At 61.4% G+C, this 26,513-nt stretch carries 24 protein-coding genes; 19 read left to right on the top strand and 5 right to left on the bottom strand.

The features are described 5' to 3' along the window. Positions 1-75 precede the first annotated feature (75 nt). From AB4Y40_RS07030 to AB4Y40_RS07010, 5 genes are all read left to right on the top strand, one after another. Positions 76-969 (top strand): LysR family transcriptional regulator, encoded by an 894-nt coding sequence (locus AB4Y40_RS07030; protein WP_368687021.1) that lies wholly within the window; start codon positions 76-78, stop codon positions 967-969. A gap of 344 nt (positions 970-1,313) precedes the next feature. After that, positions 1,314-2,162 carry an oxidoreductase gene (locus AB4Y40_RS07025; RefSeq protein ID WP_368687020.1) on the top strand — a complete coding sequence of 283 codons (849 nt, stop codon included), beginning with the start codon at positions 1,314-1,316 and terminating at the stop codon, positions 2,160-2,162. Positions 2,163-2,360: 198 nt separating this feature from the next. Beyond that, a complete protein-coding gene (locus AB4Y40_RS07020) occupies positions 2,361-3,866 on the top strand; it encodes a class II fumarate hydratase (protein ID WP_368687019.1) in 1,506 nt (501 codons plus the stop codon). Positions 3,867-4,074: 208 nt separating this feature from the next. After that, a complete protein-coding gene (locus AB4Y40_RS07015; RefSeq protein WP_368687018.1) occupies positions 4,075-6,087 on the top strand; it encodes an FUSC family protein in 2,013 nt (670 codons plus the stop codon). A gap of 110 nt (positions 6,088-6,197) precedes the next feature. Continuing rightward, complete coding sequence (locus AB4Y40_RS07010; RefSeq protein ID WP_368687017.1) at positions 6,198-6,950, top strand: phosphate/phosphite/phosphonate ABC transporter substrate-binding protein; 753 nt, start codon at positions 6,198-6,200, stop codon at positions 6,948-6,950. A 43-nt stretch (positions 6,951-6,993) separates the two neighbouring features. On the opposite strand, the gene AB4Y40_RS07005 is transcribed toward AB4Y40_RS07010, so the two are convergent. Further along, positions 6,994-7,716: an enoyl-CoA hydratase/isomerase family protein gene (locus tag AB4Y40_RS07005; protein WP_368687016.1), complete on the bottom strand. Its 723-nt coding sequence runs from the start codon at positions 7,714-7,716 to the stop codon at positions 6,994-6,996. A 505-nt stretch (positions 7,717-8,221) separates the two neighbouring features. Between AB4Y40_RS07005 and AB4Y40_RS07000 the strand changes: the two genes are divergently transcribed. The 7 genes from AB4Y40_RS07000 to AB4Y40_RS06970 all read left to right on the top strand — a co-directional run bounded on the left by AB4Y40_RS07000 (position 8,222) and on the right by AB4Y40_RS06970 (position 16,686). Then, positions 8,222-10,105, top strand: coding sequence for an ABC transporter permease subunit (locus AB4Y40_RS07000; RefSeq protein WP_368687015.1), 1,884 nt, complete (start codon positions 8,222-8,224; stop codon positions 10,103-10,105). Between the two features lie 62 nt (positions 10,106-10,167). Continuing rightward, entirely contained in the window at positions 10,168-11,451 is a 1,284-nt protein-coding gene (locus AB4Y40_RS06995; RefSeq protein WP_368687014.1) for a sugar ABC transporter substrate-binding protein, read from the top strand. A gap of 43 nt (positions 11,452-11,494) precedes the next feature. Further along, positions 11,495-12,931, top strand: coding sequence for an alpha-glucosidase/alpha-galactosidase (locus tag AB4Y40_RS06990; RefSeq protein WP_368687013.1), 1,437 nt, complete (start codon positions 11,495-11,497; stop codon positions 12,929-12,931). A 64-nt stretch (positions 12,932-12,995) separates the two neighbouring features. After that, the gene (locus AB4Y40_RS06985) at positions 12,996-14,063 is read left to right on the top strand and encodes a LacI family DNA-binding transcriptional regulator (protein WP_368687012.1); all 1,068 of its coding nucleotides are present in this window, start codon (positions 12,996-12,998) and stop codon (positions 14,061-14,063) included. 532 nt (positions 14,064-14,595) lie between these two features. Then, entirely contained in the window at positions 14,596-15,363 is a 768-nt protein-coding gene (locus AB4Y40_RS06980) for an H-NS family nucleoid-associated regulatory protein (protein WP_368687011.1), read from the top strand. Positions 15,364-15,434: 71 nt separating this feature from the next. Beyond that, the gene (locus tag AB4Y40_RS06975; protein ID WP_368687010.1) at positions 15,435-16,079 is read left to right on the top strand and encodes a DUF429 domain-containing protein; all 645 of its coding nucleotides are present in this window, start codon (positions 15,435-15,437) and stop codon (positions 16,077-16,079) included. A 91-nt stretch (positions 16,080-16,170) separates the two neighbouring features. Then, entirely contained in the window at positions 16,171-16,686 is a 516-nt protein-coding gene (locus AB4Y40_RS06970) for a gamma-glutamylcyclotransferase family protein (RefSeq protein ID WP_368687009.1), read from the top strand. A gap of 35 nt (positions 16,687-16,721) precedes the next feature. Here AB4Y40_RS06970 and AB4Y40_RS06965 read toward each other — a convergent pair whose 3' ends face one another. Next, entirely contained in the window at positions 16,722-16,907 is a 186-nt protein-coding gene (locus AB4Y40_RS06965; RefSeq protein ID WP_368687008.1) for a hypothetical protein, read from the bottom strand. Between the two features lie 248 nt (positions 16,908-17,155). Further along, entirely contained in the window at positions 17,156-17,941 is a 786-nt protein-coding gene (locus AB4Y40_RS06960) for an IclR family transcriptional regulator (protein WP_368687007.1), read from the bottom strand. 188 nt (positions 17,942-18,129) lie between these two features. Between AB4Y40_RS06960 and AB4Y40_RS06955 the strand changes: the two genes are divergently transcribed. From AB4Y40_RS06955 to AB4Y40_RS06925, 7 genes are all read left to right on the top strand, one after another. Beyond that, entirely contained in the window at positions 18,130-19,413 is a 1,284-nt protein-coding gene (locus AB4Y40_RS06955; RefSeq protein WP_368687118.1) for an MFS transporter, read from the top strand. 4 nt (positions 19,414-19,417) lie between these two features. After that, the gene (locus tag AB4Y40_RS06950; protein WP_368687006.1) at positions 19,418-19,864 is read left to right on the top strand and encodes a type II 3-dehydroquinate dehydratase; all 447 of its coding nucleotides are present in this window, start codon (positions 19,418-19,420) and stop codon (positions 19,862-19,864) included. Positions 19,865-20,005: 141 nt separating this feature from the next. Then, positions 20,006-20,866 carry a MurR/RpiR family transcriptional regulator gene (locus AB4Y40_RS06945; RefSeq protein WP_368687005.1) on the top strand — a complete coding sequence of 287 codons (861 nt, stop codon included), beginning with the start codon at positions 20,006-20,008 and terminating at the stop codon, positions 20,864-20,866. A 201-nt stretch (positions 20,867-21,067) separates the two neighbouring features. Next, positions 21,068-22,147 (top strand): C45 family autoproteolytic acyltransferase/hydolase, encoded by a 1,080-nt coding sequence (locus AB4Y40_RS06940; RefSeq protein WP_368687004.1) that lies wholly within the window; start codon positions 21,068-21,070, stop codon positions 22,145-22,147. Between the two features lie 28 nt (positions 22,148-22,175). Beyond that, positions 22,176-23,522: an aspartate aminotransferase family protein gene (locus AB4Y40_RS06935; RefSeq protein WP_368687003.1), complete on the top strand. Its 1,347-nt coding sequence runs from the start codon at positions 22,176-22,178 to the stop codon at positions 23,520-23,522. A 100-nt stretch (positions 23,523-23,622) separates the two neighbouring features. Next, positions 23,623-24,189, top strand: a complete 567-nt coding sequence (locus AB4Y40_RS06930; protein WP_368687002.1) for a carboxymuconolactone decarboxylase family protein — start codon at positions 23,623-23,625, stop codon at positions 24,187-24,189. A gap of 617 nt (positions 24,190-24,806) precedes the next feature. Next, the gene (locus AB4Y40_RS06925) at positions 24,807-25,094 is read left to right on the top strand and encodes a YodC family protein (protein WP_368687001.1); all 288 of its coding nucleotides are present in this window, start codon (positions 24,807-24,809) and stop codon (positions 25,092-25,094) included. A 116-nt stretch (positions 25,095-25,210) separates the two neighbouring features. On the opposite strand, the gene AB4Y40_RS06920 is transcribed toward AB4Y40_RS06925, so the two are convergent. Continuing rightward, a complete protein-coding gene (locus AB4Y40_RS06920) occupies positions 25,211-25,843 on the bottom strand; it encodes a LysE family translocator (RefSeq protein ID WP_368687000.1) in 633 nt (210 codons plus the stop codon). Between the two features lie 201 nt (positions 25,844-26,044). Further along, positions 26,045-26,365, bottom strand: coding sequence for a superinfection immunity protein (locus tag AB4Y40_RS06915; protein ID WP_342920880.1), 321 nt, complete (start codon positions 26,363-26,365; stop codon positions 26,045-26,047). Between the last annotated feature and the right edge of the window lie 148 nt (positions 26,366-26,513).

The following is a 26,513-nucleotide window of genomic DNA, read 5'->3' as shown; positions in this document are numbered from 1 at the left end:
ACGCCACTCGACACCACTCAAAGGCGTGATAAAAAGGGTGCATAATTTGCAGCGTTTATCCCATCAAATCGCGCAATGAACGGTTCGGATCTTTCCGCTCTCTCGCTGTTTGCCCGTGTTGCCGAGCAACAAAGCTTTAGCGCCGCCGCGCAGGCACTCGGTATCTCCAACTCCGTCGCAAGCTACACGATCCGGCGACTGGAGGACCAACTCGGCACGAAACTCTTCAATCGCACCACGCGAAGCGTCAGCCTGACCGAAGCGGGCAGCGAATTTCTGAAGCGAATCCAGCCCTTGATGGAGCAACTCGATCTCGCATTCAACGAGGTTGGCCGCGCATCCAGCGGCACGATGGGCACGCTGCGGCTGAACGTGCTGAGAGCGTCGATCGCGCTCGTCATCGCGCCGGTGTTAAAGGATTTCCTCAATGCCTACCCGGACATAAAAATCGACGTGATATCCGATAACAGTCTCGTCGATATCGCCAGCAAGGGCTACGACGCCGGCATTCGCTACGATCATGTTTTGGCGCTGGACATGGTGGCGGTGCCGATCGTCTCCAATATGCGCTTCTGCGTTGTGGCGTCGCCCGAATATCTGCGCGGCAAGACGCTGCCCGCGCATCCGCGCGATCTGCTCAAGCACGACTGCATCAACTACCGGAGCGCCGACACAGCGGCCCTCTATCGCTGGGAATTCGAAAAAGACAGAGAGAAGATCAGCATTGCCGTAACGGGACGCGTGGCGACCAACGATAACGATCTCCTGCTACAGGCCGCGCTCGATGGCCTTGGGTTCGGCTACCTCCAGCACCGTCTCGTGGAGCCGTACCTGAATACGGGCCGGCTCGTGAATGTGCTGGACGAATGGATCCCGCGCGGTGCGCTATACCTCTACTACTACAATCCAAACGGCTTGCCGCGCAAGCTGAGGGTCTTCATCGACTTCGTGCGTGAGCGTCTGAAATAAGGCGATGCAAAGGGCGCAGCCGATAGCACCAGGCGCACCCTGCGCCCGTATCGCGTGATTCTTCCGTCGATGATTCCCGACAAACCCAGTTCATTGCGAAAGACGGCCGAGGCATGCGGGTCTGATAATTCCGCGTGTTGCCCATTGCACCTCGAGCCGCGCATTATGCGAATTCATCGCATAGCGCATTCGGATTGTGCAGCTTTTTGATCAGCAAGCGAACTCCTACACTGCGACGCCATGCCGGAGTGAAACAGCATCCGGCGCGAGGAGCTGGCGGCTTGCACGCCCCGAAAGTCCTGCGTTATCACGAAGCATCAGCACGTCTTTTTTAGGGATCTACCATGTCATCATCAAACACCCCCGTCTGGTTTATCACAGGTTGTTCGACTGGCCTTGGACGCGCGCTCGCCACGCTGATCGTCAAGCGAGGCTGGCGTGCCGTTGTCACGGCTCGCGACGTCGCGAGCGTGGCCGACATCGTGAGCGGCACGGAGGACCGCGCCGTGGCGCTTGCGCTCGATGTCACGAAGCCGGCCGAGATCGAAGCGGCTGTCGCGGCAGCGCGCGAGAAATTTGGCCGTATCGACGTGCTCGTGAACAATGCCGGCTACGGCTATCAGAGCACGGCTGAGGAAGGCGTGGAAGCCGAGATTCGTGCACAATTCGACGCCAACGTATTCGGCCTCTTTGCGATGACCCGCGCGGTGCTGCCGCTCATGCGCGCTCAACGCAGCGGCAACATCATCAACATCAGCTCGGTGGCCGGCCTGATCGGCTTTCCGGGGTCGGGCTACTACGCTGCCTCCAAGCACGCGGTGGAGGGCTGGTCGGATTCGCTGCGCGCGGAACTGGAGCCGCTTGGCATTGGCGTGACGTGCGTGGAGCCCGGTCCGTTCCGCACCGACTGGGCGGGCCGCTCGCTGCGCCAGACGCTGACCCGGATCGACGATTACGCGGAAACGGCCGGCAAGCGCCACACCGGCACGAAGCAGACGAGCGGCACGCAACCGGGCGACCCGGTGGCGGCCGGCGAAGCGATGATTTCCATCGCGCGCAACACAGAAGCGCCGCGTCATCTGGTGCTGGGCGCATGGGGCTTCAATACGGTCGTCGATTACCTGCAGAAGCTCACGAAGGATATCGAAAGCCAACGCGATTTGAGCTTCTCGGCCGACTTCGACAGCAATTAACGCATCATGGTTGACAGGGGGCCGCCGCGAATCCGGATGGTGATCGGATTCGCAGTGGCCCTTGCCGCATTCGCATACCAGAATTGACTCCCGCAAAGCGATCGACCTTGAATTCCAGTGCGTTTCAGGAAGATCGACGCGCGAAACGGCCCCATACTTTCCTCGACAGGGTGGGTAGCACCCATAAGAGGCAAGCAAATGAACCGCAGACAAATGATGCAAACGACGCTCCTCGCATCGCTTGCCGTGGGTGGCAGTTCCGCGTGGGCATCGGCCGAGGGCGCGGAGCAAGCGGAGCCCGCCGCGGGCTTTCGTGAGGAAAGCGATAGCCTTGGCGTCGTCAATGTACCGGCAGACAAACTGTGGGGCGCACAAACCCAACGCTCGCTTCAGCATTTCAGCATCGGCGACGATCTGATTCCGCGTGAAATGATCATCACCTACGCGATCCTGAAAAAGGCGGCGGCCAACGTCAATTTCAAGGAACAACGGCTGGGTGCGACTCAGCGCGATCTCATCGTCAAGGTCTGCGACGAGATACTCGCCGGCCAGCATCACGACATGTTTCCGCTGCACGTATGGATGACCGGCAGCGGTACGCAGTTCAACATGAACGTCAACGAGGTGATCTCGAATCGGTGCTGTCAACTCGCCGGCACGCCGCTCGGCAGCAAGACACCCGTGCATCCGAACGATCATGTGAACATGTCGCAGTCGTCGAACGATTCGTTTCCGAGCGCCATGTACATGGCGGCGGCAATCAACGTCAAGGAGCGGCTCGCGCCGACCGTTACCGCACTGCGCGACGCGATTGGAGTAAAAGCGGTCGCCTGGAAGGACATCGTCAAGATCGGGCGCACGCATATGCAGGACGCGACTCCGATCACGCTGGGTCAGGAGTGGTCCGGCTACGAGGGTATGCTCACCGACAACCTGGAGCGGCTCGACGATGCCCTAAAGGGCGTCTATCGCCTTGCGCTCGGCGGCACGGCGGTTGGCACAGGCCTGAATTCCACGCCCGAATTCGCGGGTGCCGCCGCTGCCGAGATTGCCCGCCTGACGAATCTTCCGTTCGTCACGGCCCCGAACAAGTTCACCGTGCAAGGCGCGCACGATGCGCTCATCCATCTGTCGGGCACGATGCGCACGCTCGCGTGCTCCCTCTACAAGATCGCCAACGACATTCGGCTGATGTCGTGCGGGCCGCGCGCCGGATTCGCAGAACTGATCATTCCGGAGAACGAGCCGGGCTCGTCGATCATGCCGGGCAAGGTCAACCCTACGCAGGCCGAGGCGCTCGCGATGGTCGCAACGCAAGTGATCGGCGACGATGTGGCAACGGGGATCGGGGGCGCAAGCGGCTATCTGGAGATGAACGTCTACAAGCCGCTGATCATCTTCGACATCATGCATTCCATCGCCATCGTGAGTGACTCATGCACGAACTTCCGCAAGTTCCTCGTGGAAGGGACGAAGCCGAACCTGGCGAAAATCCAGCAAGATGTCGACCGCTCGCTGATGCTCGTGACGGCGCTTTCGCCGGTGATCGGCTATGACAAGTCGTCGAAGATCGCGCACTATGCGTACGACAACGATCTCACGCTCAAGCAGGCCGCCTTGAAACTCGGCTATGTGACCGAAGCGCAATTCGACCAGATCGTCGATCCGCGGAAAATGGTCAAGCCGTACGTTGCGCATCAATAGATTGCCGATCGCGGTTAAGGTCTGCAGGGCCCACACGCCACCTGGCAGCCGCACGCGCGCACGAATGGCGCGGCTATCCGTGCTACGCTAGGCGCGCTTCGAAAGCGCGCGAGCGCGCCGGGCTGCCGTTTCCCGATGGCGCGCGCAAAGTCATCGCTTCGAAGGGGTCGTGCCATCCAGTTCCACGTCTGCATAAAGCGAAGGCGTCATGGACAACCTTGCCAGGCTGGTGTCGATCGTCAGTCGCCGGACTTCCAGGGCGGAAGGCCATGTCTTTGCCGTCACGCCCGAGCGCGTGGCGATTGCGGAGGGCGTACGTGCCGCCCTGGCGATGGCGCCGATGCTGGCCGCGGCAATGCTGCTGGCACGACCCGAAGTCGCGCTGGGTGCCGTTGCGGCTTTCTGGAATTGCCTGTGCGATCCCCAAGGCGAGAAAGCCGCACGCCTCAAAGCGATGGGCACCTTCACGATCCTGGGGGGCATCGTCATGCCGCTCGCTGCCTACACGGCGAGCTGGGGCTATATCGCGAGCCTCGTCACGTTGTTCGTCCTGGTCTTTCTGTGCGGACTGGCGCGATCCTACAAACCGGCTCTCGGGCCGATGCCCACGCAGGCAGGTCTCGTTGCCTCGCTCGCCGTCGTGATTGGGGTTGCGTTGGCCAGACCTTTGCCCGGCGCGCTCGAGCTGGCCGGATATTTCCTGCTTGGTTCCGTCTGGACCATGCTGTTTTGCGTCTTCCTCTGGCCGATTCCGTTCCGGCAGTCCGCCAATCTGATGCTGTCGACGATCTTCGGAAGACTGGAGCTCATGGCCGGCTTTTTGCTCGCGCTGGATCCGCTCCCAGGTATGAATGTCGCCGGGTGGGAGGAGTTCGATACCGTGCACCGCCGGGGCGTACGTATGTCGATCGAACGGGGAAGGGCATTGGCGGCGCTCGACACCAGCAGTGGATCGCGCCTCGGGGCGTATATCGATACGGCGGCCAGAATCTTTTCTGCGTTGATTGCCCTCGGTCATTCCCGGCGCATTTCCGAGGCGGCCCTCAGCGCGAAATCGCGGCAGCTGCTGCAAGGACTGCAGGAGGTGCTTCAGGGGTTGAGCGCCCATGCCCTGCTGGATCGTCCGCTGCCCGATGCGCTGGTCATGCAGTCGAACGCGCTCGTGCGCCAGGTTGCCGGTCAGGACGAGATGGCAGCACGTTCCGTGACGTTTGCGGCGAGTGCCATTGTCCGCCTCGCCGAGGGCGGCTTCGCCTCAGTCGCCGGCAGCAAGGCGTCTCCGGTCGCCGAAGCGCGTACCCGCCAGATCGTGGACTCGCTGGTTTGGCGCCACGCCCTGAGAGTTGCGATGGCAACCGTGGTCGCTTTTGTCATCGGCACCTGGCTGAACGTCGCGCTCGCCTATTGGGGCGCGCTCGCGGCCATCATCGTGACACAACCGATTTCCTCCAACACCTGGCTGCGCGTTCTGGAGAGAGCGATCGGCAGCCTCCTTGGCGGACTGATTGCCGCGGCACTTCTGGCGACGTTGCCGGGTCCGGGCGCCGTCCTCGTCGCCATTCTGCCGCTTGCCGCTGCGGCCATTGCCTCGAGGCTGGTGAGCTACGGCTTGTTCGTGGTCTTTCTTTGCCCCATGTTCATGCTGGTTTCCAACTTCATTCACCCGACTGGCGGTTTGATTGCTGCACGCTTTTTCAATGAAATCATTGGCGCCGTCGTGGGCGTGGCAGCCAGCTTCCTCCTGTGGCCCGAGCGGAGCAGCGACACGCTTACCGCAGCCGTTTCCGCGGCGATTTCTGCCAACATGCGCTTCGCGTCGGCCGCGCTGCGGCTGGACGCTGGCGCGGCAAGCACGCTGGATGACCTGCAACGAGATGCCGGACTCGCGAGCACTCGCCTGGAAGCGGCACGAGAGCGCATGCTGCTGGAGGGACGTTGGCGAGCCGCGTGGCTCGAGCGCCTGCGGGACGTCATCGTGGCCTTGCGTTCGGTTTGCGGTGCTGCCGCGGTGCTCGAGGTCCTGCGGGAAGGGGACCCCGGCGCGCTTGATCGCCAAAGAGCTGACGGCTACGACGCGATGACCGTTCAGCTGCTGCACGCGCTGGCTTCCCGGGCCACCTGGCCGTTGCCGGCGGCTCAACCGGCCGGCGTTGCCGAAGACGACCTCGGGCAGGCAACCCGTAACTTGATAAGCGCTTTCAATGCCTACGTTTCCAGATAGCTGGGAAACGTGCAGTTCGACAAAAAGCATATTGTTTTCGTCATCGCTACTTTGCCGATCCACATAGAATGACTTCGGCCTCATGTCTTCGCACAGGAAAGGGGGTAGCCATGGCAAAGCAGAATCTGACGTTTCTTCTGAACAGGAATCTGGATTTTCCCGTTGCCGCGGAACCCTGGACAAGTCTGTTGTCAGAGGCAGGCATGAATGCCGAGGTGACGACGGACATTCCGGAGATGAACCGGCTGCTCGAGGCGGGCAGCCCGAATATGGCCTATGTTCCAGGGGCGGGTTTCTGCGTGATGATGCGAAAGGGTAATCCGCACTATCGCGGACTCGTCATCGCAACATCGAAGTTCTCCGGTCAACCGGCTCAACGCACGCTGCTTGTGGTGCGTCACGACGATCAGGCAAATACGCTCGACGACCTTGAAGGATCGACGTACGGATACCTGAACCGGTCCTGTTCTTCCAGTTTCTTTCCGCCTGCCATCATGTTGAACGAGAAAGGAAAGAAGCTTGAAACCTTCTTCGAACTCAAGCAGGTTGCGGGATGGCAGGACCGGGTCGATGCGGTTGTCGCGAAGTCCGTTCGCGCAACGATGATTCTGGAAGACGTATGGAAGATGACACCCGCGAACGTGCAGACGACGAAGGTCATCGGCCAATATGATACTTGCGTACCCGCGGTTCTGATCGTCCGCAAGGATCTCAGTCCGGACGTCGCGACAACATTTCGGGAACATCTCTTGAGCTACATGCCGGACTGGAAAAACGTCTACGGGGCGTTCCGGCCATTTTATTTCGCCGATATCCAGACCTTTTACCACCAGGTTTGCCAGCTGCCTGACGATGAGGTTTGATTGGCGTGACGTCGGGGCCGAAGGCAAGACGGTTGATGCACCGCTAACCGTGCTGCTCGAGCGCAAATCCGGGCGAGAACTGTGCGGCCTCGACGCTGTTCAATAGTTTCTTCGCTGCGCGCTGCCGATCGGACGGCAGCTCGAGCAGCTCTCCAACCAATGCATTCGTTGCGTCTTCGAGTTCGCTGTCCATCGCGAATTCAGTGGCAATGCCCCAGTCATAGGCCTGCACCCCACATATCAGTCGGGAGCGCATGACGATGTCCTTTGTACGCCCGGTGCCGATCAAGCCACGCAGGCACGCCGCGCTTTCGAAGCCGACGACCCGGCCCGTGGTTTGCTCGGGAAGTCCGTAAAGTGTCGTTTCCGTGGCGAGCCGAAGGTCGCACGCAAGAGACAACTCGAACGCCGCGCCGAAGCAGTAGCCCCTGTTAGCGGCAATGACCGGCTTGTTGCAACGCGATGGTGAGCTTAGCGCCCACGCGAGCCGCGACTCTTGGTCTGTCGATACGTCAATACATTCGTGCTTGAAGTTCCCGCTGGAGAAGTGTTCGCCCGCGCCGCGCAGCACGATCACGCGGACGGCCGCGTCAGCGTCCAGAGTCTCGAATACGTGACGTATCTGCTCGCATTGCTTGAGGGACATCCGGTTGAAGGGCGACCGGTCGAGAACGATTTCGGCACTTGAGTTCTTCGGACTGAATTCGACGCGGAAGCCGTCGAACCGGGTTGGCAATCCGGGTGCCTGAAAGGCAAGCGTCGTCATGGTTTCCTCAGATGCTAAACCGCCCATCCTCGAGCGACGTATTCATATGAACATGCGAGGTGCTACCGGAATACCGGTGCGAATTCCGCTGATGGCGCGCTACAAGTGCGTAACACTCAATACCAATCTAACACGAGTTAGTCAATTTTCAACCGTGAAGTCACTATGAGTGAAAATCAGAAGATTTTGAGCGATTCAGCCTTGAAATCGCGAGCGACGAGCAATCGGCAATAGATCTTCACGCGGACCTGCGGTATTTCCTTCCTCGCGTCGCGAGCCGACTTCGCGAGGTTTGCAAATGACGCGCCCCAAACCGGACCGGCCCAAACTTCGCCTCCTCGTGCCGTTGACCTCTACCGCTCGCCGTACTTGAATGTTCCTCGCGAATTGGCTAGCCTGAATGCAGGCCTCGTCAGGAAGGCCACGTTTATGCACGGACGCACGAAGGCGTCTTTTTTTGCATCCAGGGCTAACGCGCGTTAGCCCTGCGATCTTCAGGAATGCCATGGCAACGGCTCCGGCAACAAGCGGTCGGTCGCTGATAGCAACCGTGCGTCCATCCACGCGGCAGCGCAACGGGGAAGCGCTCACGGCGTGGATGATGATCCTGCCTTCGCTGATCGGTCTCGTCGTGTTTTATCTGGTGCCAACGGTGAGGGCCATAGGTGTCAGCGCAACCGACTGGAACCTCATGTCTGCACCACGCGGCGTCGGACTGGATAACTATCGCGCAATGCTCACCGATGGCGAATTCTGGCACGCACTGATTCTGTCCGCATACTATGTGATCCTGAATATTCCGCTGCAGACCGCGTTCGGACTGCTGCTCGCCGTGCTGATGGACCGTCTATGTGGAGCGATTGCAATCCGCGCGATCGTGCTGTTGCCATTTCTTCTCTCCAATGTGCTCGTCGCGCTGATTTGGGTATGGCTTCTCGACCCAATGCTCGGTTGGATCAATGCGTTGCTCGGGGCAATCGGCCTTGCAAACCGGTCATTCTTCGGCTCACCGGTCGAGGCGCTCGCCACAGTCGCGGCCGTCAATACGTGGCGATATACAGGCATGGTCGCGTTGCTGTTTCTGGCCGGCATGCAGCGCATTCCCCGCTGCCTTTACGAGGCAGCAATACTGGATGGCGCCGGCGAATGGCAGCTGTTTCGCAGAATTACGGTTCCGCTGCTGCGGCCCGTGATGTTGTTCGTGATCGTTACGAGCATGACCGGTGCGTTCCAGATCTTCGACACGGTCGCCGTGGCGACCCATGGCGGGCCGGCCAGCTCGACGCGCGTGATCGTCTACTACATCTACGAAAACGCGTTCAGGTTCCACAGGATGGGCTATGCGTGCGCCATGTCGATCGCATTGCTGTCCATCATGGCCGTGTACACCGTGGTGCAGATGCGGCTTTTTCGTGCAAGCGAGTCTGAGCTTGCTCTCTTGAGTTCCGATCTCGGCGCGCTCGATCACGCGGTCGCTGAGCCAACACACGTACGGCATATCAGCATGGGGCGAGTGCTTGCCTGGTGTGTGCTCGCGGCGATGATCGCAGTGACGGTGGTTCCGCTCCTGATGGTCCTGCGCACCGCGCTGACACCGCCCACTGATGTGTATACGTCAACGGGAAAATGGTTGTCGCCGGCATTCACGCTGGAGAACTTTCGTCGCGCCCTTGGATGGGTGAACGACGACGTCGCGCTTGCCGATGGGGGATCGGGCGGCAACATCGATTTCCTGAGAGCGTTGCTGAATTCGGCGATCTTTACGGGGCTGATCGTCATCGGTCAGGTCGTGTTCAGCGCCATGGCCGGCTATGCTTTCGCGCGCTTGCGTTTCCGGGCGCGCGAGCCGTTGTTTGCACTGTTCCTCGTCTCCTTGATGCTGCCGAATATCGTTCTGTTCATTCCAAACTTCATTCTGATCAAGGAACTAGGTTGGCTCAACACCTATGCAGGCATGGTGGCGCCGTTTTTTCTTGTATGGGCGTTCGCGATCTTCTTTCTCCGCCAGGCATTCTTGTCGATTCCTCGCGACTTGGAGGAGGCAGCGCTGCTCGATGGGGCATCGCAGTGGATGATATTCTGGCGCATCGTGCTTCCGGTCAGTTGGGCGCCGATTGCGACCGTCGCGATTCTATCGGCCGTCAACGCCTGGAATGAATTCCTTTGGCCGTTCATCGTGGCGAACGCCGACGACATGCAGGTACTGACCGTTGCCTTGCAGGCGTTCAAGTCGCAAGCGCCCCAGGGCGCTCCCGACTGGACCGGCCTGATGGCTGCCGCATGTCTGGCCGCTCTTCCGATGCTTGCCTTGTTGATTGCTTTCGGGCGCTATGTGGTCGACAGGCCGGCGGCAAAGAATGAGTGGCTTCGAGTCCGGACGCGCATATGAAGATTCCTTCGTTCCGCAGCAGGCGATATCCGATCCCGCAGGTCGTTGCGGTGTTTACCGCGATGGCCACGGCGATCGTCGCGCATGCGGCTGGCACCGTCGAAATCAGGTACGCGCTCTGGGATGCGAATCAGCGACCTGCCTATCAGGCGTGCGCCACGCAGTTCGAGAAAGAGAACCCCGGAATCCATATCAGGATCTCGCAAGTCGGATGGTCCGACTATTGGACGGTGCTCACGACGCAGTTCGTGTCAGGCACGGCGCCCGATGTATTCGCCAATCACTTGATGAAATATCCAGAGATGGTCACCAATGGGCAACTCGTCGATCTGGCTCCGTACATCCAGCGCGACAAGGTCGCGACTGGCGGTTTCTATCCCGCATTGCTGTTGAACTGGTCGAGGAACGGACATCAATACGGCTTGCCGAAGGACTGGGATACCGTAGCGCTGGTCTACAACAAGCAGATGTTCAAGGATGCGGGCATCGACCCGGCAGCGATCTCGGGCTGGACATGGAATGACCGGGACGGCGGTACATTCGGGAAGGCAATCGCGCGGCTGACGATCGACGCCAACGGCAATCGCGGAGATTCGAAGCAGTTCGACGCGCAGCACGTCAAGGTGCGCGGGTATCAGATCGGACGGGCGGGCGGCATGATGGGGCAGACCGAATGGAGCGCGTTCGCGGTGTCCGAAGGCTTCAAATATAACGATGGCCCCTGGACCACTCACTACTATTACGACGATCCGCGTCTGGCGCGCACGCTAGATTGGATCGTAGGCCTGATGAAAAAGGGCTATTCGGCACCTTTCGACGAAGCCAGCAAGCTGGGAAGTTCGGCCATGCTTGCCGCGGGGAAGGTGGCAATGGTGAGCGACGGCTCGTGGATGGTCAACTGGTACGCGCAGAACGCGAAGTTCGAGGTCGGATACGCGGTGCTACCCAAAGGTCCGGCCGCGCGCGCGACCATGTTCAACGGGCTGGCGGACTCGATCTGGAGCGGCAGTGCGCATCGGGAAGAGTCGTGGAAGTGGGTCAGGTTCCTGGGTTCCGCGACTTGCCAGAAGATCGTTGCACAGACTGGCGTCGTGTTTCCGGCAATACAGGGCCTCGACCGGATCACGGTCGACGTTCACGCGAAACGCAATATCGACACCCAGGCCTTCCTCGATATGAGGCAGGCAACGACCTACCAGCCTCCCGTCGCAACGGGTGCCGCGCAGATCGACGCGATCATGGATGCGACCATCGAATCCATTTTTTTGGGCCGCGCCGACGCCGCCACAGCGCTCAAAGAGGCCAATGAGAAGGTTAACGCGGTCGCGCGACACCAGGGCGATTGAGTCACGCGCGCTCACCCAGGCGCACACAACGGAGTAGACGTGCATGCCATCGAGACAGCCAGTCAAGATCGCCTTGATCGGAGCGGGTAGCACGGTATTCGCGCGCAATCTGCTCGGCGACATTTTCAGCTATCCGGAACTCGCGGACGCGAGCATTGCCCTGCACGATATCGATGAGCGCCGGTTGGAACTCTCAGCGCTCGTTGCGAGCAGGGTGGCGGGACAATTGCAGGCGAGTCCCCAGATTGTGGCGACGACCGATCGCGCACGCGCGCTCGATGGCGCCGACTACGTGCTGAATCTGATTCAGGTAGGCGGCTATAAGCCAGCCACCGTGATCGACTTCGAGATTCCGAAGCGCTACGGACTCGAGCAAACGATCGGTGACACGATCGGCATCGGCGGGATCATGCGAGGGCTGCGCACCATTCCGGTAATGCTCGAATTGCTCGCAGAGATGGAGCGCGTCTGTCCCCATGCCTTGCATCTGAACTACGTGAATCCCATGGCGATCGTGTGTTGGGCGATGAACCGCGCGTCGTCGATCCGCACGATCGGGCTATGTCATAGCGTGCAGGCCACCGCGGCGGAGCTCGCGAAGGACATCGACGTGCCGTTCGATGAGGTCCGCTACACGTGCGCCGGCATCAATCACATGGCGTTCTTCCTGACCTTTGGGCGGCGCGGCGAAGATCTCTATCCTGCGCTGCATCGGGTGCGAGCGGAAGGGCGTGTCCCCGACTCAAATCGCGTCCGATACGAGATGCTTCATCGGCTCGGCTATTTTCCGACGGAGTCGAGCGAACATTTCAGCGAATATGTGCCGTGGTTCATCAAGCGCGGACGCGATGACCTGCTCGAGAGGTTCAATATTCCAGTGGACGAATATCCCGGCCGCTGCGAGGTCTATGAAGCTTCGAGGGAGTGCCTGGAACGAGAACTTCGTGAGCCGGGGTCGCAGGACCCGGAGGGCTTGCGAGCCACGTTACTCGCGCAGCGGTTCAAGGTCATGGACAAGCGTCATGATGATGCGGTGGCGCGTCTCGAAGGTCTGCGCACGATGACGCGCTCGCAGGAATTCGGGGCGACGATTATCCACTCGATAGCGTCCGGCACGCGCAACGTGATCTATGGCAATGTGCCCAATACCGCGCTCATCGATAACTTGCCGCAGGGATGCTGCGTCGAGGTCCCCTGTCTCGTCGATGCGAATGGCGTGCAACCGACCCATATCGGGGCCTTGCCGCCCCAGCTTGCTGCATTGATGCGCACGAATATTGGCGTGCAGGAATTGACGGTCGAGGCAGCGCTCACGGGACGCCGCGATCACGTTTATCATGCCGCGATGCTGGATCCGCATACGGCGGCGGAACTGGATGTCGACCAGATCGTCGCGCTGGTCGACGATTTGCTCGACGCGCATCGCGACTGGCTTCCTCTGAGTCTGTCGAGGCGCGTGCATGGCGGAGTCGGGAACTGATGCGCAAGTTCAGCGCAACGCATTCGTGCGTGCGCCGTGCGCCGCCCCGGTTGTGCATATAAAAATGAGCCCGAAAATCACCACAACGAGAGTCACAAGCAGCCAGGTCGCAAAGCTAGCGGGCGTCTCGCGCACAACTGTCTCATTTGTTCTCAACGATGTCCCGCACATGGGAATCAGCGAGGAGACGCGCGAACGCGTGCTGAACGCTGCCCGTCAGTTGGGCTATGTGCCAAACGCGGCTGCGCGTTCGCTGGTGAGCGGCGCAACCCGCACTGTGGCGCTCGTGACGCCGCATAGCGAACACCTGAGGGTCGATGCGTTCATTCCACGCATGCTTGCGGGCGTGAACGACACCTGTCACGCGCACGGATACAAGGTGATATTCGAGCCGATCATCGAGACGGGACGTTCGGGTGGCAGCTTCATCGAGCTGGTCGACAGCCGCCGTATCGACGGACTCATTGCCATCAATACGCCGCGCTCCGATGATGTCCATCTCGCGCGTCTCGCGTCCGAAGGCTTTCCGCTTGTGGTCTTCGGATCGAAGCTTGCCGAACACGCGAACATCTATAGCATCGACGTCGACATGCGCGAAGCCTCGCGCGTCGCAACGCGGCATCTTCTCGCGCTTGGGCACAAGCGAGTCGCCTACCTCGGGTTTGCGTCCGATGAGTACCACGGGGTCACGGAGCGCCTCTACGGATATCGCGACGCCATGCGGGAGTTCGGTCTCGGCCTGGAAGGCGAGTGTGTCGGATTCGCGAACTTCAACGCACAAAGCGGTTACGACGCCATGAACGCAATGCTCGAGCGCGGTCCATCCTTCACCGCACTGTTTGCAGGCAACGACACCGTCGCATTCGGTGCGATGGCCGCATTGCGCAAGGCTGGCTTACGCATACCTGATGACGTTGCCGTCGTCGGATATGACGATATTCCACTGGCCGCTTTTGCGACGCCGCCACTGACGACAATGCGGACGTCGCCTTATGAGCAGGCATGCGAGGCATCTAGCCTGCTGATACGCCTTATGGCTGGCGAACGACCCGACGAGTTGCATTCGATGATGGCGGTTCCGCTTATCGTGCGCGAGTCTTGCGGCAGCAGAATTGGACAGGCGTCGCCCTGACGCGGCATTCGCAGCACTCGTCTATTCTGCGCGCACTTTGAAGGCAGGACAATCGCACCGGGCGCGAGCGGTGCGGCCTTCATCATGCTCATCGGCCACACAAGGCACTGTATGTTTAGACAGTATCCTGCCGAACGCGGCCGCGCCGCTAACTTCCTTCAGCAAATAGCAGATAGAAGACGTAGTTGTCTCGTGCCAACGGGATTTGCGTCGCCCGTTGCACGCAACAGGTCGCCGACCAATCTCCGATGGTTTGTCGCGAGTATGAGGTATCGCGAGAGCCTATTGATATTCCTATGGTCAATTCGTGTACCCGCCCGCCTTCGCATAACGAGTAAGAGCACGCTGAATTGAAGTGAAGGGGCGAAAAACGCGATGGCACTTCCACGCCGACAGTCAGACAACTTATCGATCTTGAAATAGAAAGTAATGTTTCTCACTGCCTAGCGCAAACTAATTCGACACCAAATGTTGTATTCGTCGTCCGATGTGGCATAGTGGAAAAAACTAACTTATCAAAGGAATTCCACGAATGGCTACGCTCCAATCGATTCAGGCAAGAATCGCAAAGCTGCAGGCTCAAGCAGAATCGCTGGCCACAACGAAATCGTCGGCGGTACTCGAGAAGATTCGCGGCCTGATGGACAAGCATGCAGTGACGGTCGCCGACATTGAGGCATTTGTCGGCAAACGGCGCGGCCGCAAGCCGGGAAAGACGGTCGCCGCGAAGCAGGGCTCGTCGGCAGCGAAATATCGCGATCCCAAAACCGGCGCGACCTGGACCGGCCACGGTCGTGCTCCCGCGTGGATTGCAAATGCAAAGGACCGCAGCAAGTTTCTGATTGCAGGCGCGGCGCCGAAATCGGCCGCTGCTGTGAAAGCGCCTAAGGCAGGTAACTATGTGCGCGGACCGCAGCCGCCGAAATATCGCGACCCGAAAACCGGCGCGACGTGGTCCGGTCGTGGCATCGCACCGGCATGGCTCGCCGGCGCGAAGGACCGGTCGAAGTTTTTGATCGAAAAGGCTGAGCCTGCAGCGAAGACGGCCAAGGCGCCGGCAGCGAAGAAAGCCGCTGCAAAAAAGAACGCTGCAACGAAAAAGGCCGCTGTCAAGAAGGTGTCTGTGAAGGCGGCGGCATCGCCGGCACGGAAAGCTGCGCCGAAGAACGGCGCAGCGGCGAAATCACCGGTCGTCCGAAAAGGCCGTGCGCCGAAGCTCGTGGTGAAAGCACCGGCGCCCGTCGAAGCTGCTGCGCCTGCGGCGGCCACTGAAGCTGTGAGCACGGCCGCTGCGGCCTGAGTGGCACGCGCCGGGCTCCGGAAGCCTGCTTCCAGCCCGGTTCAGCGCTTGTTACTCGTGGCGGGGACCGCGTGAACACACGGACGGTTGCTGGCATCGACGTGGGCGGTGACAAGAAGGGCTGCCATCTGGTCATTCTGGAGGGCAGCCGTGCTTTCCGGCCTGCCGACACGAAAACCCCACAGGAGATGCTGCAAGCGTGCCTAGAGTATGACGTCCAGGCCGTCGGGATCGACGCGCCTTGCCAATGGGGTGTCGAAGGCGAAGGGCGGCGTGCGGAACGCGAGCTTGCGCATCAACGCATCTTTTCCTTTGCCACGCCAACCCGAAAGCGGGCCGACGAGAACCCGGGTGGCTTCTACCGGTGGATGTTCAACGGAGAAGCCATTTACCAGGCCTTTTCTTCCGCCTATCCGCTGCTGTCATCTCGCGATTTCCAGGGCGGGCGTGTCAGCTTCGAAACGTTTCCCCATGCCGTGACCTGTGCCCTCCGCGGCAAAGCGGGGACGTCTGCGAAGGAGAAGCGCCGGCAGCGGCCTGAAGTCCTGGAAAGCGCTATGATCGACGCCTCTGGCTTGAAATCGATCGACGACTTCGACGCCGCGCTGTGTGCGCTGACCGCGAGATACCTGGTCGAGGGGCGCACATTTGCTTACGGCGACGTGGACGGTGGTTACATTCATGTTCCGATTCCGCTTTCGTTGAACACGTATTGACGCGAATACCGTGCCGCCGTGTGGGAAGGCGTTGCAGGTGGCTTGCCGTGCGTTATGTCCCACTGCAGTTGTCGCGAGGGCAATCCCAGCTATGCACTCGAGCAGCGAATTTACCTATTTCGCGTACGGCTCCAACATGTCGGTACGACGCCTCGTCGTGAGGCTGCCGTCAGCGAGGGTCGTCACCACGGGGTTCGTGACAGGCTACAAACTCGCGTTCGACAAATTGAGCAAGAAGGACGGCTCGGGAAAATGCGATTGTGAGCACACGGGAAACGTCGGTGACAGAGTCTATGGCGTCATTTTCTCGGTCGTGCGTGGCGAACGGGAGGCGCTCGACACATTCGAAGGAGCGGGCAAGGGTTACGAGCCTTTGAGTGTCCGGGTCGAAACCTCGACCGGCGGAGTGTATGCACTGACCTACGTCGCTACGAAAAAGCAGCCCGGCCTTCAGCCCTACCATTGGTACAAGCAGCATGTATTGGTGGGCGCAAGGGAGGCGAATTTGCCTGAAGACTACGTGCGAGCCATCGAGGCAATTCACTCTATCGACGATCCTGATTCAGCCCGAAGCGAGACGGAGCTTCGGGCTTACTCCGCGACTTGACGGCTCGCGACGACACTACCGCGGCAAACACCAGTTCACCGACTGAGGTTTTGCCAAAAAGCCGTCGCTTTTGCCACCCCGGCGCTGAGGAAGTTGTCGGTGGCGGTTTGGTCCAGATTCCCGTTCGCATCCCTCGTATAGGAATCCATGAGGTCGTTGAACACCTGGCTTGCGCTCTTGATACTCGTGCTCACGCCCTCGACAAACTCAGTCAGCGACACCTGACCATCGTCGGATGTGTCGAAGCTCCTGAAAAGCTGCTTTGCGGCGTCGGCCGCTACGCCGGCTCGTGAGAGTTGGGCCTGAGTTCAGACTGCTTGCAGATGACACGGACATAGCAGGATCCTTTGGCAGTGAATTGATATTGGATAGGGCAGGAAGCTGCATGCCGACGCTGGTACCCGGCTGTATTGCGGTTGCACTTCAGTGCGACTTTAGATTTTTTAAATATTGACTGAATTCCGCGTTCTCATCCCTTTCCGAGCGGCGGCCGATGTGAGAATCCCGCCATATTGCTCAACTGGGCCAACTCATTGGCCGCCTCGCGTAGCAGTCCCGAGTACTGGTGAATTTTCCCGGTCGTTAGTCGTACCCGAGGACCGGCCAGGCTGATGACGCCGACGCAGCGCGTACCGCTCACCACGGGCGTCGCCACTGCCGACATGCGAGGGGCAAACACCTCGTCGATCATCGCGTAGCCGCGCACGCGCGCCGCATGCACGAAACCGAGCAGCGCTTTGAGCGTCGTCGGCGCATTGGGTCCGAACTCATTCGGCTGTCCGAAGCCTTGCTTCAAGACGAGCGCCGCCGCCTGTTCATCGGTCATCGTCATGAGCCATGCGTGTCCGGTCGCCGTGCAGGAAAGTTGTGCCGCCTGGCCCATGTCGGGATCGTAGCGAAAGCCGGTGCGTTGTCCGTCCGCCTTGCCGACCCAGATGATCGCTTCGCCATCCACCAGCGACAGCCGCGCGAGTTCGCCCGTCTGTGCAGCCACGCGTTCGATGATCGGCTGGGCGATATCAGCGATGCCCGTGAGGCTCAGGAATTCGAGTCCGTTCGACGTCATGCGCATTGTCAGGATGTAGCGGCTGTGATCGACCCGTTGCCTGACATACCCGCTTTCAACGAGTTCGGCGAGCAGGCGGTGGCAGGTGCTGCGCGGCAGCGACAAGGCATCGGCAATGGCCACGAGGCCCGCACCTTCGCCTTGCGACGCCAGCAAATCGAGAATTCTCAGGCCGTTTCTAAGCGACATCTTTCGCCAATATCCATATTATGAAATGCAGTTCCGGTGCGGAACGCCTCGCCTGTAGAGCACAAACAATAGCACCTGTTCGTCGCCAGAAACGAACGCTACGACATATCGAGAATTCAGGAGACAACATGTCATTTTTTGCTGATTCGAACCTCGCCGCGGAAGGACGGTCTGCGCAGGCTCACTTGATGGCGCGTCGGGCGGTAGCGGGGGCAACCGTCGGTACAGCGCTCGAATGGTTCGACTTCGCGCTGTATGGCGTGGTCGCGGCCACGATCTTTCCCAAGCTGTTTTTCCCGTCGCTCGACCCGACGGCTTCGCTGCTCGCGTCGCTGGCAAGTTTCTGGGCAGGATTGGCCGCCCGCCCGCTCGGCGCGGTGATCTGCGGGATGCTCGGTGACCGTTGGGGACGCCGCAAACTGATGCTGATCACCGTATCGGTGATGGGCGCGTCGTCGTTCCTGATGGGCTTGCTGCCCACTTACCACCAGGTTGGCATCCTCGCGCCGACGCTGCTGGTGTCGCTGCGCATCATTCAAGGTTTCGCGCTGGGCGGCGAATCGACGGGCGCGCAACTGATGGCGGTGGAGCATGCCTCTGCTAACCGACGCGGCTGGTATTCAGGTCTGCTTGGCATCTGTTCGCCACTCAGCCAGATGCTCGCCAACTTTTCGCTCTTTACGCTGGCCGCGTTGCTTTCATCGGACGACTTCGATACCTGGGGCTGGCGAGTGCCGTTTCTCGCGAGCTTCGTTCTGGTGCTACTCGGCATCTACATCCGCAGGAAGGTGAGCGAGACACCGGCGTTCGAGGCGCTCAAGAGGACTGGCGCATCCACGCGCGCCGCCAATCCGCTCGGCACCGTCTTCAAATATCACTGGCGCACCGCGCTTCGCCTGACGCTGTTCTTCTGCGGCCCGGCCGCACTGTTTTATCTGATCGTGGTCTTCTCGCTCAGCTACCTGACGAAACACCTCGGCGTACCTAAGCAGACCGGTTTCATGCTGTTGATGGTGGCGAATGTCTGCGCCATCGTGGGCGCGCTGGCGGGCGGCTATCTGAGCGATCGGATCGGACGCAAACGTGCGCTGATGATCGGTTCGACCTGCACGCTGATCTGCTGCCTGATTTACTTTCCAATCCTCAACCACAACTCGATCGCGATGACGATGGCAGTCATGGGCGCGTTCCTCGGCTTCACGCAGTTCCAGAGCGGCATCCAGCCAGTCTGGTTCGCCGAGTCATTCCCGACCGAGGCGCGCTACACAGGGTCGGCACTGTCGTATTCGGGAGCCAACCTGCTCACCGGCGGCCCGATGCCTATCGTCGCCGTGGCGCTGCTCAATGCCTTTCACGGTTCCCCGTGGGCCATCGTAGCGGTCTGCGGCTCGCTGAACCTGATCTCCTTCCTGGCGATCGCAATGTCCCGGGAAACCAAGGACACGGTCCTCGAACGCTCTTCTACACACTGACACCATGACGCGCAAACTCTACATCCTCAATGGTTCCAACCTGAACATGCTGGGCGCGAGGGAGCCTCATCTTTATGGCAGCACTACGCTGAAGGACATCGAACAGAATTGCCTCGCGCTGGCCGACGCGCTCAAGTTCGACTGCGTATTTCGTCAAACGAACAGCGAAAGCGAGTTGATCGACTGGATTCAGGAAGCATTCCTGCAGGACGCCGCGCTGATTATCAATCCGGCCGGCTTTTCATTCGGTCGCATTCCGGTGCTCGACGCAGTCAAGCTCATCCGCCGGCCAGTCGTGGAATTGCATATCACCAATATTCATCAACGCTCGGAGGAATATCGTCACTCGACGATTTCGGTGGCGGCCACAGCGGTAATTTGCGGGGCGGGAGCGAACGGATACTTGCTGGCGATCCGCGCGATCGACGATCTGTGGGGTAAGCAGACTTGAGCCGGCTCCTCCATTTATGAAGTACGCGGGCTCCTCGATGGAGCCCGCTTCGGTCGGCATGCGCCACATCATCTGTCCCGACTTGCAACATCCGGCAACACCGGTGGTAACATTTGTTGTCACCCACTGCCCGAGCGACGCATGCCAGACAGTTTCGACCAGCTCGCCGCGGTGATCCGCGCGCGTTTCTCCGACTTGAGCCCGCAGTTCCAGACCGGCGCTGCCTTCCTGCTCGACCATCCCGACGAAGTGGCCGTCTCGTCCATGCGCAAAGTGGCCGAGCGCGCCCGGGTGCAGCCCGCTTCGCTCGTGCGGCTTTCCCAGCAACTGGGCTTTCCGGGCTGGAACGAGCTGCGGGACCTGTTCGTCGCGCGCGTGCGCACGCGGCCGGAGCCGCTTTCCTCGCGGGCCCGCTCGCTCGTGGCGGGCCATGCGAAGGACGGCCTGGCGCGCGACCTGCTCGTTGCGCAACAGCACAATCTGGAGGCGAGCGCCGCGCACAACACCCGCTCGATGGTCGAGGCGGCGCGCGTGTTGCGCCGCGCGAAGCACGTGCACGTGGCGGGCTTTCGCTCGTGCTATGCGGTGGCGTTCGGGCTCGTCTACGGTTACCGGCTGTTCCGGCCTTCGGTTTCCTTGCTGGGCGGCGAGGCGGGCACGCTGGAGATGCAGTTGCTCGGCATCGAGCGCGACAGCGCAACGATTGTTGTCAGCTTCGCACCGTATTCGGTCGAGGCGGTGCGCGTGGCCGAGGCCGCGCTCGCCAAAGGCAGCCGCCTGATCGCGATTACCGACAGCGCCGTCTCGCCCATTGCGCTGAACGCCGACAAGGCGCTGATCTTCACGCACGAAAGCCCGTCGTTTTTCCCTTCGCTCGTCGCTGCGACAGCGTTGGCCGAGTCGCTCGTCGCCCATCTGCTGGCGCTCGAAGGCTCGGGCGCGATCGCGCAGCTCGAACAGGCCGAGCGTTCCCTGAATGCACGCGGCGCTTACGTGCCCTGAGCGCCGCACCGGCATTTCCGCGCCGTTTCACGCCGGTTTTCCCGCAGCTGGATGCCGTTGTGAGAAGGCATCCGGTTTTGTCTCGCCCGTATCTATCGCATTTGTTGTAACCGATATTTAAATTGACAACATATGTTGTTGAGGCGTATAAAGCGCACTATAGGAAGAGGTAGGCCCATCGGTAGCAAAAGCGAGAAACAGATGCAGGAACTCAAGACATTCCGGGGCGCGGCCCTCAGCGCGGCCGGCTCGCCCGAGGCGATCGGCCGGCAGCTAGGCGCACACGTGAAGCCGATGTTTGCGGGCTACATGGCGCAAAGCAGCGCCTGGCAGGCGGTGAGCCGCTGGCGCGGCAGTGCGTTCGCGCAGCAGCTCCGCGCCGCAGCCGTGCGGCATTTCCCGGCCTACGTCGCGGAAATCGACGCAATGGCGCAGGCGCTCGACTGGTCCGCGGACGACCTGTTCCTCTGGAATTGCCGCGGCGAGCTGATCCACAACGCGCCGGACGGCTGCACGACGCTTGCATCGTGCACGCCGGGCGCGGGCCTCATTGCGCACAACGAAGACGGCGACCCCTGGCTGCATGGCCGCTGCAGCGTGGTCGAGGTCGAACCTGAAGGAAAGCCCGGTTTCGTGAGCTTCTACTACCCAGGTTCGCTGCCGGGGCATACCTTCGCAGCTACGCGCGCGGGACTTGCGCAAGCGATCAACAACGTGCGCATCCGCGAGCCGCGCGTGGGCGTGCCGCGCATGATTCTGGCGCGCGCCGTGCTCGATTGCGCGACCCTGGAAGAAGCGCTCGCGCTGCTGCGCGACACGCCGCGCGCGAGCGGCTTCCACCACACGATCGGCGGGACCGACGAGGCGGGCGAGGTGCGTGTGGTTAGCGTCGAAGCGACCGCGCAGCGCGCTTCGATGCGCGAAGTGAGCGCGCCCTCGGGCCACGCGAATCACCTCATCCACACGGGCTGCGAGCGCGAGGCGCAGATCGTCACCGACTCGTCGCGCGATCGCCAGACCCGTCTCGCCGAACTGTTACCCGCGCTTGGCGCGCAGCCCGACGGCGCAGCTTTCGTGCAGGTGCTGCAGGATCGGGCGGGCGCCGGCCTGCCGATCTTCCGCGACGACCCGCACGACCCCGACGACGAGAACACGCTCGCCACCGCCTGCATGCGCATCGAGCCGCGCGGCGTGGCGTTCGACGTCTGGCAGGGCGGCGAGCGCGTGCTCGGCCGTTTTATCGATTCGAACGCGCGCCATGTGGACGGCGCAACCCGCTAATCATTCACGGACTTCATCGAGGACCCATATGACCAAGGTGTTTCACCGGATGCCAAAGCAAACCTTGCCCGTCGCGGTGGCGGGCGAAGGCATCGAAATCATCGATTCGACCGGCAAGCGCTACATCGACGCAAGCGGCGGCGCCGCGGTTTCATGCCTCGGCCACAGCAACCAGCGCGTGATCGACGCGATCAAGCGTCAGGCGCAGCAACTGCCGTACGCGCACACCTCGTTCTTCACGACCGAGGGCTCGGAGCAACTCGCCGATCACCTCATCGCCGCGGCGCCCAAGGGGCTCGACCATGTGTACTTCGTGTCGGGCGGTTCGGAGGCGATCGAGGCCGCGCTCAAACTCGCGCGCCAGTACTTCGTGGAGAAGGGGGAGCTTGCGCGCCGCCACTTCATCGCGCGCCGGCAGAGCTATCACGGCAACACGCTCGGGGCGCTCGCGATCGGCGGCAATGCGTGGCGCCGCGAGCCGTTCCTGCCGATCCTGATCGAATCGCATCACGTGAGCCCTTGCTTTGCGTACCGAGAGCGCCACGAAGGCGAGACCGACGAGGCCTATGCGCAGCGCCTCGCCGATGAACTCGAGCAGAAGATTCTCGAACTCGGTTCCGAAACGGTTGCGGCCTTCGTCGCGGAGACCGTGGTGGGCGCAACGGCCGGCGCGGTGCCGCCCGTGCGCGAGTACTTCCGCAAGATCCGCGCGGTGTGCGACCGCTACGGCGTGCTGCTGATCCTCGACGAGATCATGTCGGGCATGGGCCGCACCGGCTATCTGTTCGCCTGCGAGGAGGACGGCGTTGCGCCGGATCTGCTGACGATCGCGAAGGGCCTGGGCGCAGGCTACCAGCCGATCGGCGCGACGCTCGTGAGCCAGCGCATCTACGAGACGATCGTGGGCGGCAGCGGCTACTTCCAGCACGGCCACACCTATATTGGCCACGCCACGGCGTGCGCGGCGGCGCTCGAAGTGCAGCGCGTGATCGCCGAAGAGAAGCTGCTCGACAACGTGCTCGCCCGTGGCGAACAACTGCGCGCGCGTCTGCGCGAGCGTTATGCGGACCATCCGTACGTCGGCGACGTGCGCGGCCGCGGCCTGTTCGTGGGCGTCGAGCTGGTGAAGGACCGCGCCACGAAGGCGACCTTCGACCCGGCGCTGAAGCTGCACGCGGCGATCAAACGCGAGGCGTTCGCGCGCGGCCTGATGGTCTATCCGATGGGCGGCACCGTGGACGGGCGCAACGGCGATCACGTGCTGCTCGCGCCGCCTTTCATCTGCACGGAGCAGAACATCGACACGATCGTCGAGCGGCTCGCCGCCGCGGTCGACGGTGCGCTCGACGCAACGGGCGTGGCGCGCCCGGCATAAGCTTCACCGTATGGGATTGAAGTGCAACTAACTGTCCGCCGCTAGCGGCGACCGCAAACGGTCGCGCGCGGCCGGCCATGACCTCCAACGGAGTCCACCCATGACGCAAAACCCGACCTCGCGGCTTCCCGCATTCGACGCTGCCCAGGCTTCGCCGGAACAGAAGGCGGTGCTGGACGAGATTCTTTCCGGTCCGCGCGGCAACCTCAACGGCCCGTTCCTCAGCTGGATCCACAGCCCGGAACTGGCGCAGCATGCGCAGCGCCTTGGGGCGTTCTGCCGCTACCAGACGGGCCTGTCGCTGCGCCTCTCAGAACTGGCGATTCTCGTCACGGCCGCACGCTGGCAGGCGCAGGCCGAGTGGTACATCCACTATCCCATCGCGCTGAAGGCGGGCGTGCCCGAGGCGCTGGCCGAGCAGATCCGCACGGGCGCCACGCCCCGGTTCGACGAGCCCGACGACGCGCTGATCTACGCGTTCACGACCGAGCTGTACGACACGAAGCGTGTGTCCGACGCGACCTATGCACGCGCCGTCGAGCGCTTTGGCCACGCAACCACGATCAACCTGGTCGGGCTGCTTGGCTACTACGCGCTCGTCGCGATGACGCTCAACGTCTTCGGCATGCGCGCGGAAGGCCAGACGACCTTGCCGTTTGCCGAATGAGCGCGTCCTGACCGCGTCCTGCTCACGCGCTGCCCCATCCGGTTTTGCCGGATGGGGTTCTTTTGCACCGCACTGCAATTCCATTTAAGTGACAACCGTATTTCAAGTGCATAAATTTTGAGGTCATCCGGTAAAACATGAGGATTTGCCCGCAGAGGAACAGTTGAGTGCGGCGTGAGCGGATTAATCGAACGGACGGTTTATTGGTGCAGAAAACGTTTCCACTCGCTCTGGCCGGGCTTACGGTTTATGGACGAAATCGTTAATGCAGCCTCCGCGTGCCATGTTTATTGCCGCTGCATTGCGGTATTTTGTGGCTATGGATTCGAAATAATATGACTGTTTCGTGGGAAACCTTGCCCGGTAGCTTTTGCCAGCCGTGTACGGCTTTCCGCGTAAATTGTGCGGAACGGGATTAAGCGGGGGTTTCGCTGTGCGTCGAATAACAGGGTTTTCAGCAGGTTTAATGGAAACCACTTGCACGCATTAATTCGAGTTGTTAGTCTTGCCAAACTTATTAATGACCGCCCCATTCTCATTATCGAAAGGGCGGGAGGGAGCCGGGGGCTAACCCGCCCGGTTTTTTTCTCTGTGCGACATTTTTAACGGGGAACATCATGCTTGATACGACCATCGACGTAGCCGAAAAGCCGCTCGCTGCCATGGCCGGAATTGGCGACGTTGTCACCCTGAAATCGGGCGGTCCGCGTATGACCGTCATGTATGCCGGCCCGGTTGGCTTTGCCAGCGGTCACTGGCTGATCTGCCAGTGGTTCGACGAGCAAGGCGAACTGCGCCAGGACATGTTCGCTCAGGACATGGTGCAGCTCGAACCGCGCTCGATTCCCGCGGCATTCGTCAAGATGCGCAACCCGGCTGGCGGAAGGGCCCTCGGCGGGTTCTGAAGCGGAGGCCAGACTGCCCTGCGCACACGCACACGCACACGCGTCGCGGGCGTGCCAGCCAGGGACGAAGACGGACGAAGACTAGCGGCCGGGCCAGATGCGCCCGGCCGTTTGCTTTAGCGCTGGCCTTCGGCGGCGATACGCACGGCGAGTCCGGCCAGCACCGTACCCATGAGCCAGCGCTGAAGCTTGAGCCAGCCCGGCCGGTCGCCGAGAAACGTTGCAATCGTACCCGCCGTCATCGCCACGGCGGCATTCACGCTGATCGAAAGCGCGATCTGCACGCTGCCGAGCACGATGGACTGCGCGAGCACGCTGCCGTGATGCGGGTCGATGAACTGCGGCAGCAGCGACAAATACAGAATGGCGATTTTCGGATTCAGCAGGTTCGTGACGAAGCCCATCAGAAAGAGCTTGCGCGGGCGGTCGGCGGGCAGCTCGCGCACCTGGAACGGCGAGCGGCCGCCGGGCTTGAGCGCCTGCCATGCGAGGCAGAACAGGTAGAGCGCACCGCCCAGGCGCAGCGCGTCGTAGGCGAACGGCACGGCCATGAGCAATGCGGTAATGCCGAAGGCGGCGCACAGCATGTAGAACACGAAGCCGAGCGCGACTCCGCCCAGGGAGATCAGACCCGCCTTGCGGCCCTGGCAGATCGAGCGCGAGATCAGGTAGATCATGTTCGGTCCGGGCGTGAGCGCCATGCCGAGTGCGACGGCGGCAAAGGCGAGCAGCGGGGCGGCGTGTGGCATGACGGGGCTCCGTGTTGAGGGTTGCTGTCAGGTGTGAGGGTGACTCGAGCGACGGGCGCAGGCCGGTGCGCTTCAGCGTCATCTAGCGCGATCAAAACGGCCTGGCCAACGCAGCTAGATTCCCGGTGATTATTTCATGCGACGGCGGCGCTTGCGCGCCATGGCCTGCAGCGTTGGCCAAACGGACAAGCGGGAACGGCCTCAATGCGAGGAGCGCTTGCTCTCGGCGGCGCGGGTTTCGCGCGCCTGGACCCGATCGTCGAGCCGGCGCGAGAAGAGCAGCATGCCCAGCCGGCGGTTGCGGACCCGGGTCTGGCCGCCGAGATCCTTCGGCGGATTCGGTTGCAGCGCCCAGAAGAACGCCAGCAGCCAGCCGAGCAGCGTCCAGCCGAGCACGGCATTGAAGACTGCGATGACCAGCAGGTCGTGACGCTGGCGCCTGTCGGCGATCAGCGCTGGGAGAAAGTAGAGCGCGACCACCGCTGCGAGAACGACGATCTCGAAGAGGGAACGGCTCACCATAGTTCCAATCTCCAGAAAAAGGGCGGAATATGCCCGATTCGTCATTGTCGCGCGGATTGGCCCTGAGCGCACGCCATGCCCTGGCCGGACGGCCGACACCGGGCGCGAGGGGTGTCGGCGAGCGGGGGTTCGGGTCTATCATCGGGTT

The organism is Paraburkholderia sp. EG287B (assembly GCF_040965595.1).
GTDB lineage: Bacteria > Pseudomonadota > Gammaproteobacteria > Burkholderiales > Burkholderiaceae > Paraburkholderia.
Note: the sequence above shows the minus strand (reverse complement) of the source record. Positions and strands in the feature narration are given on the sequence as shown.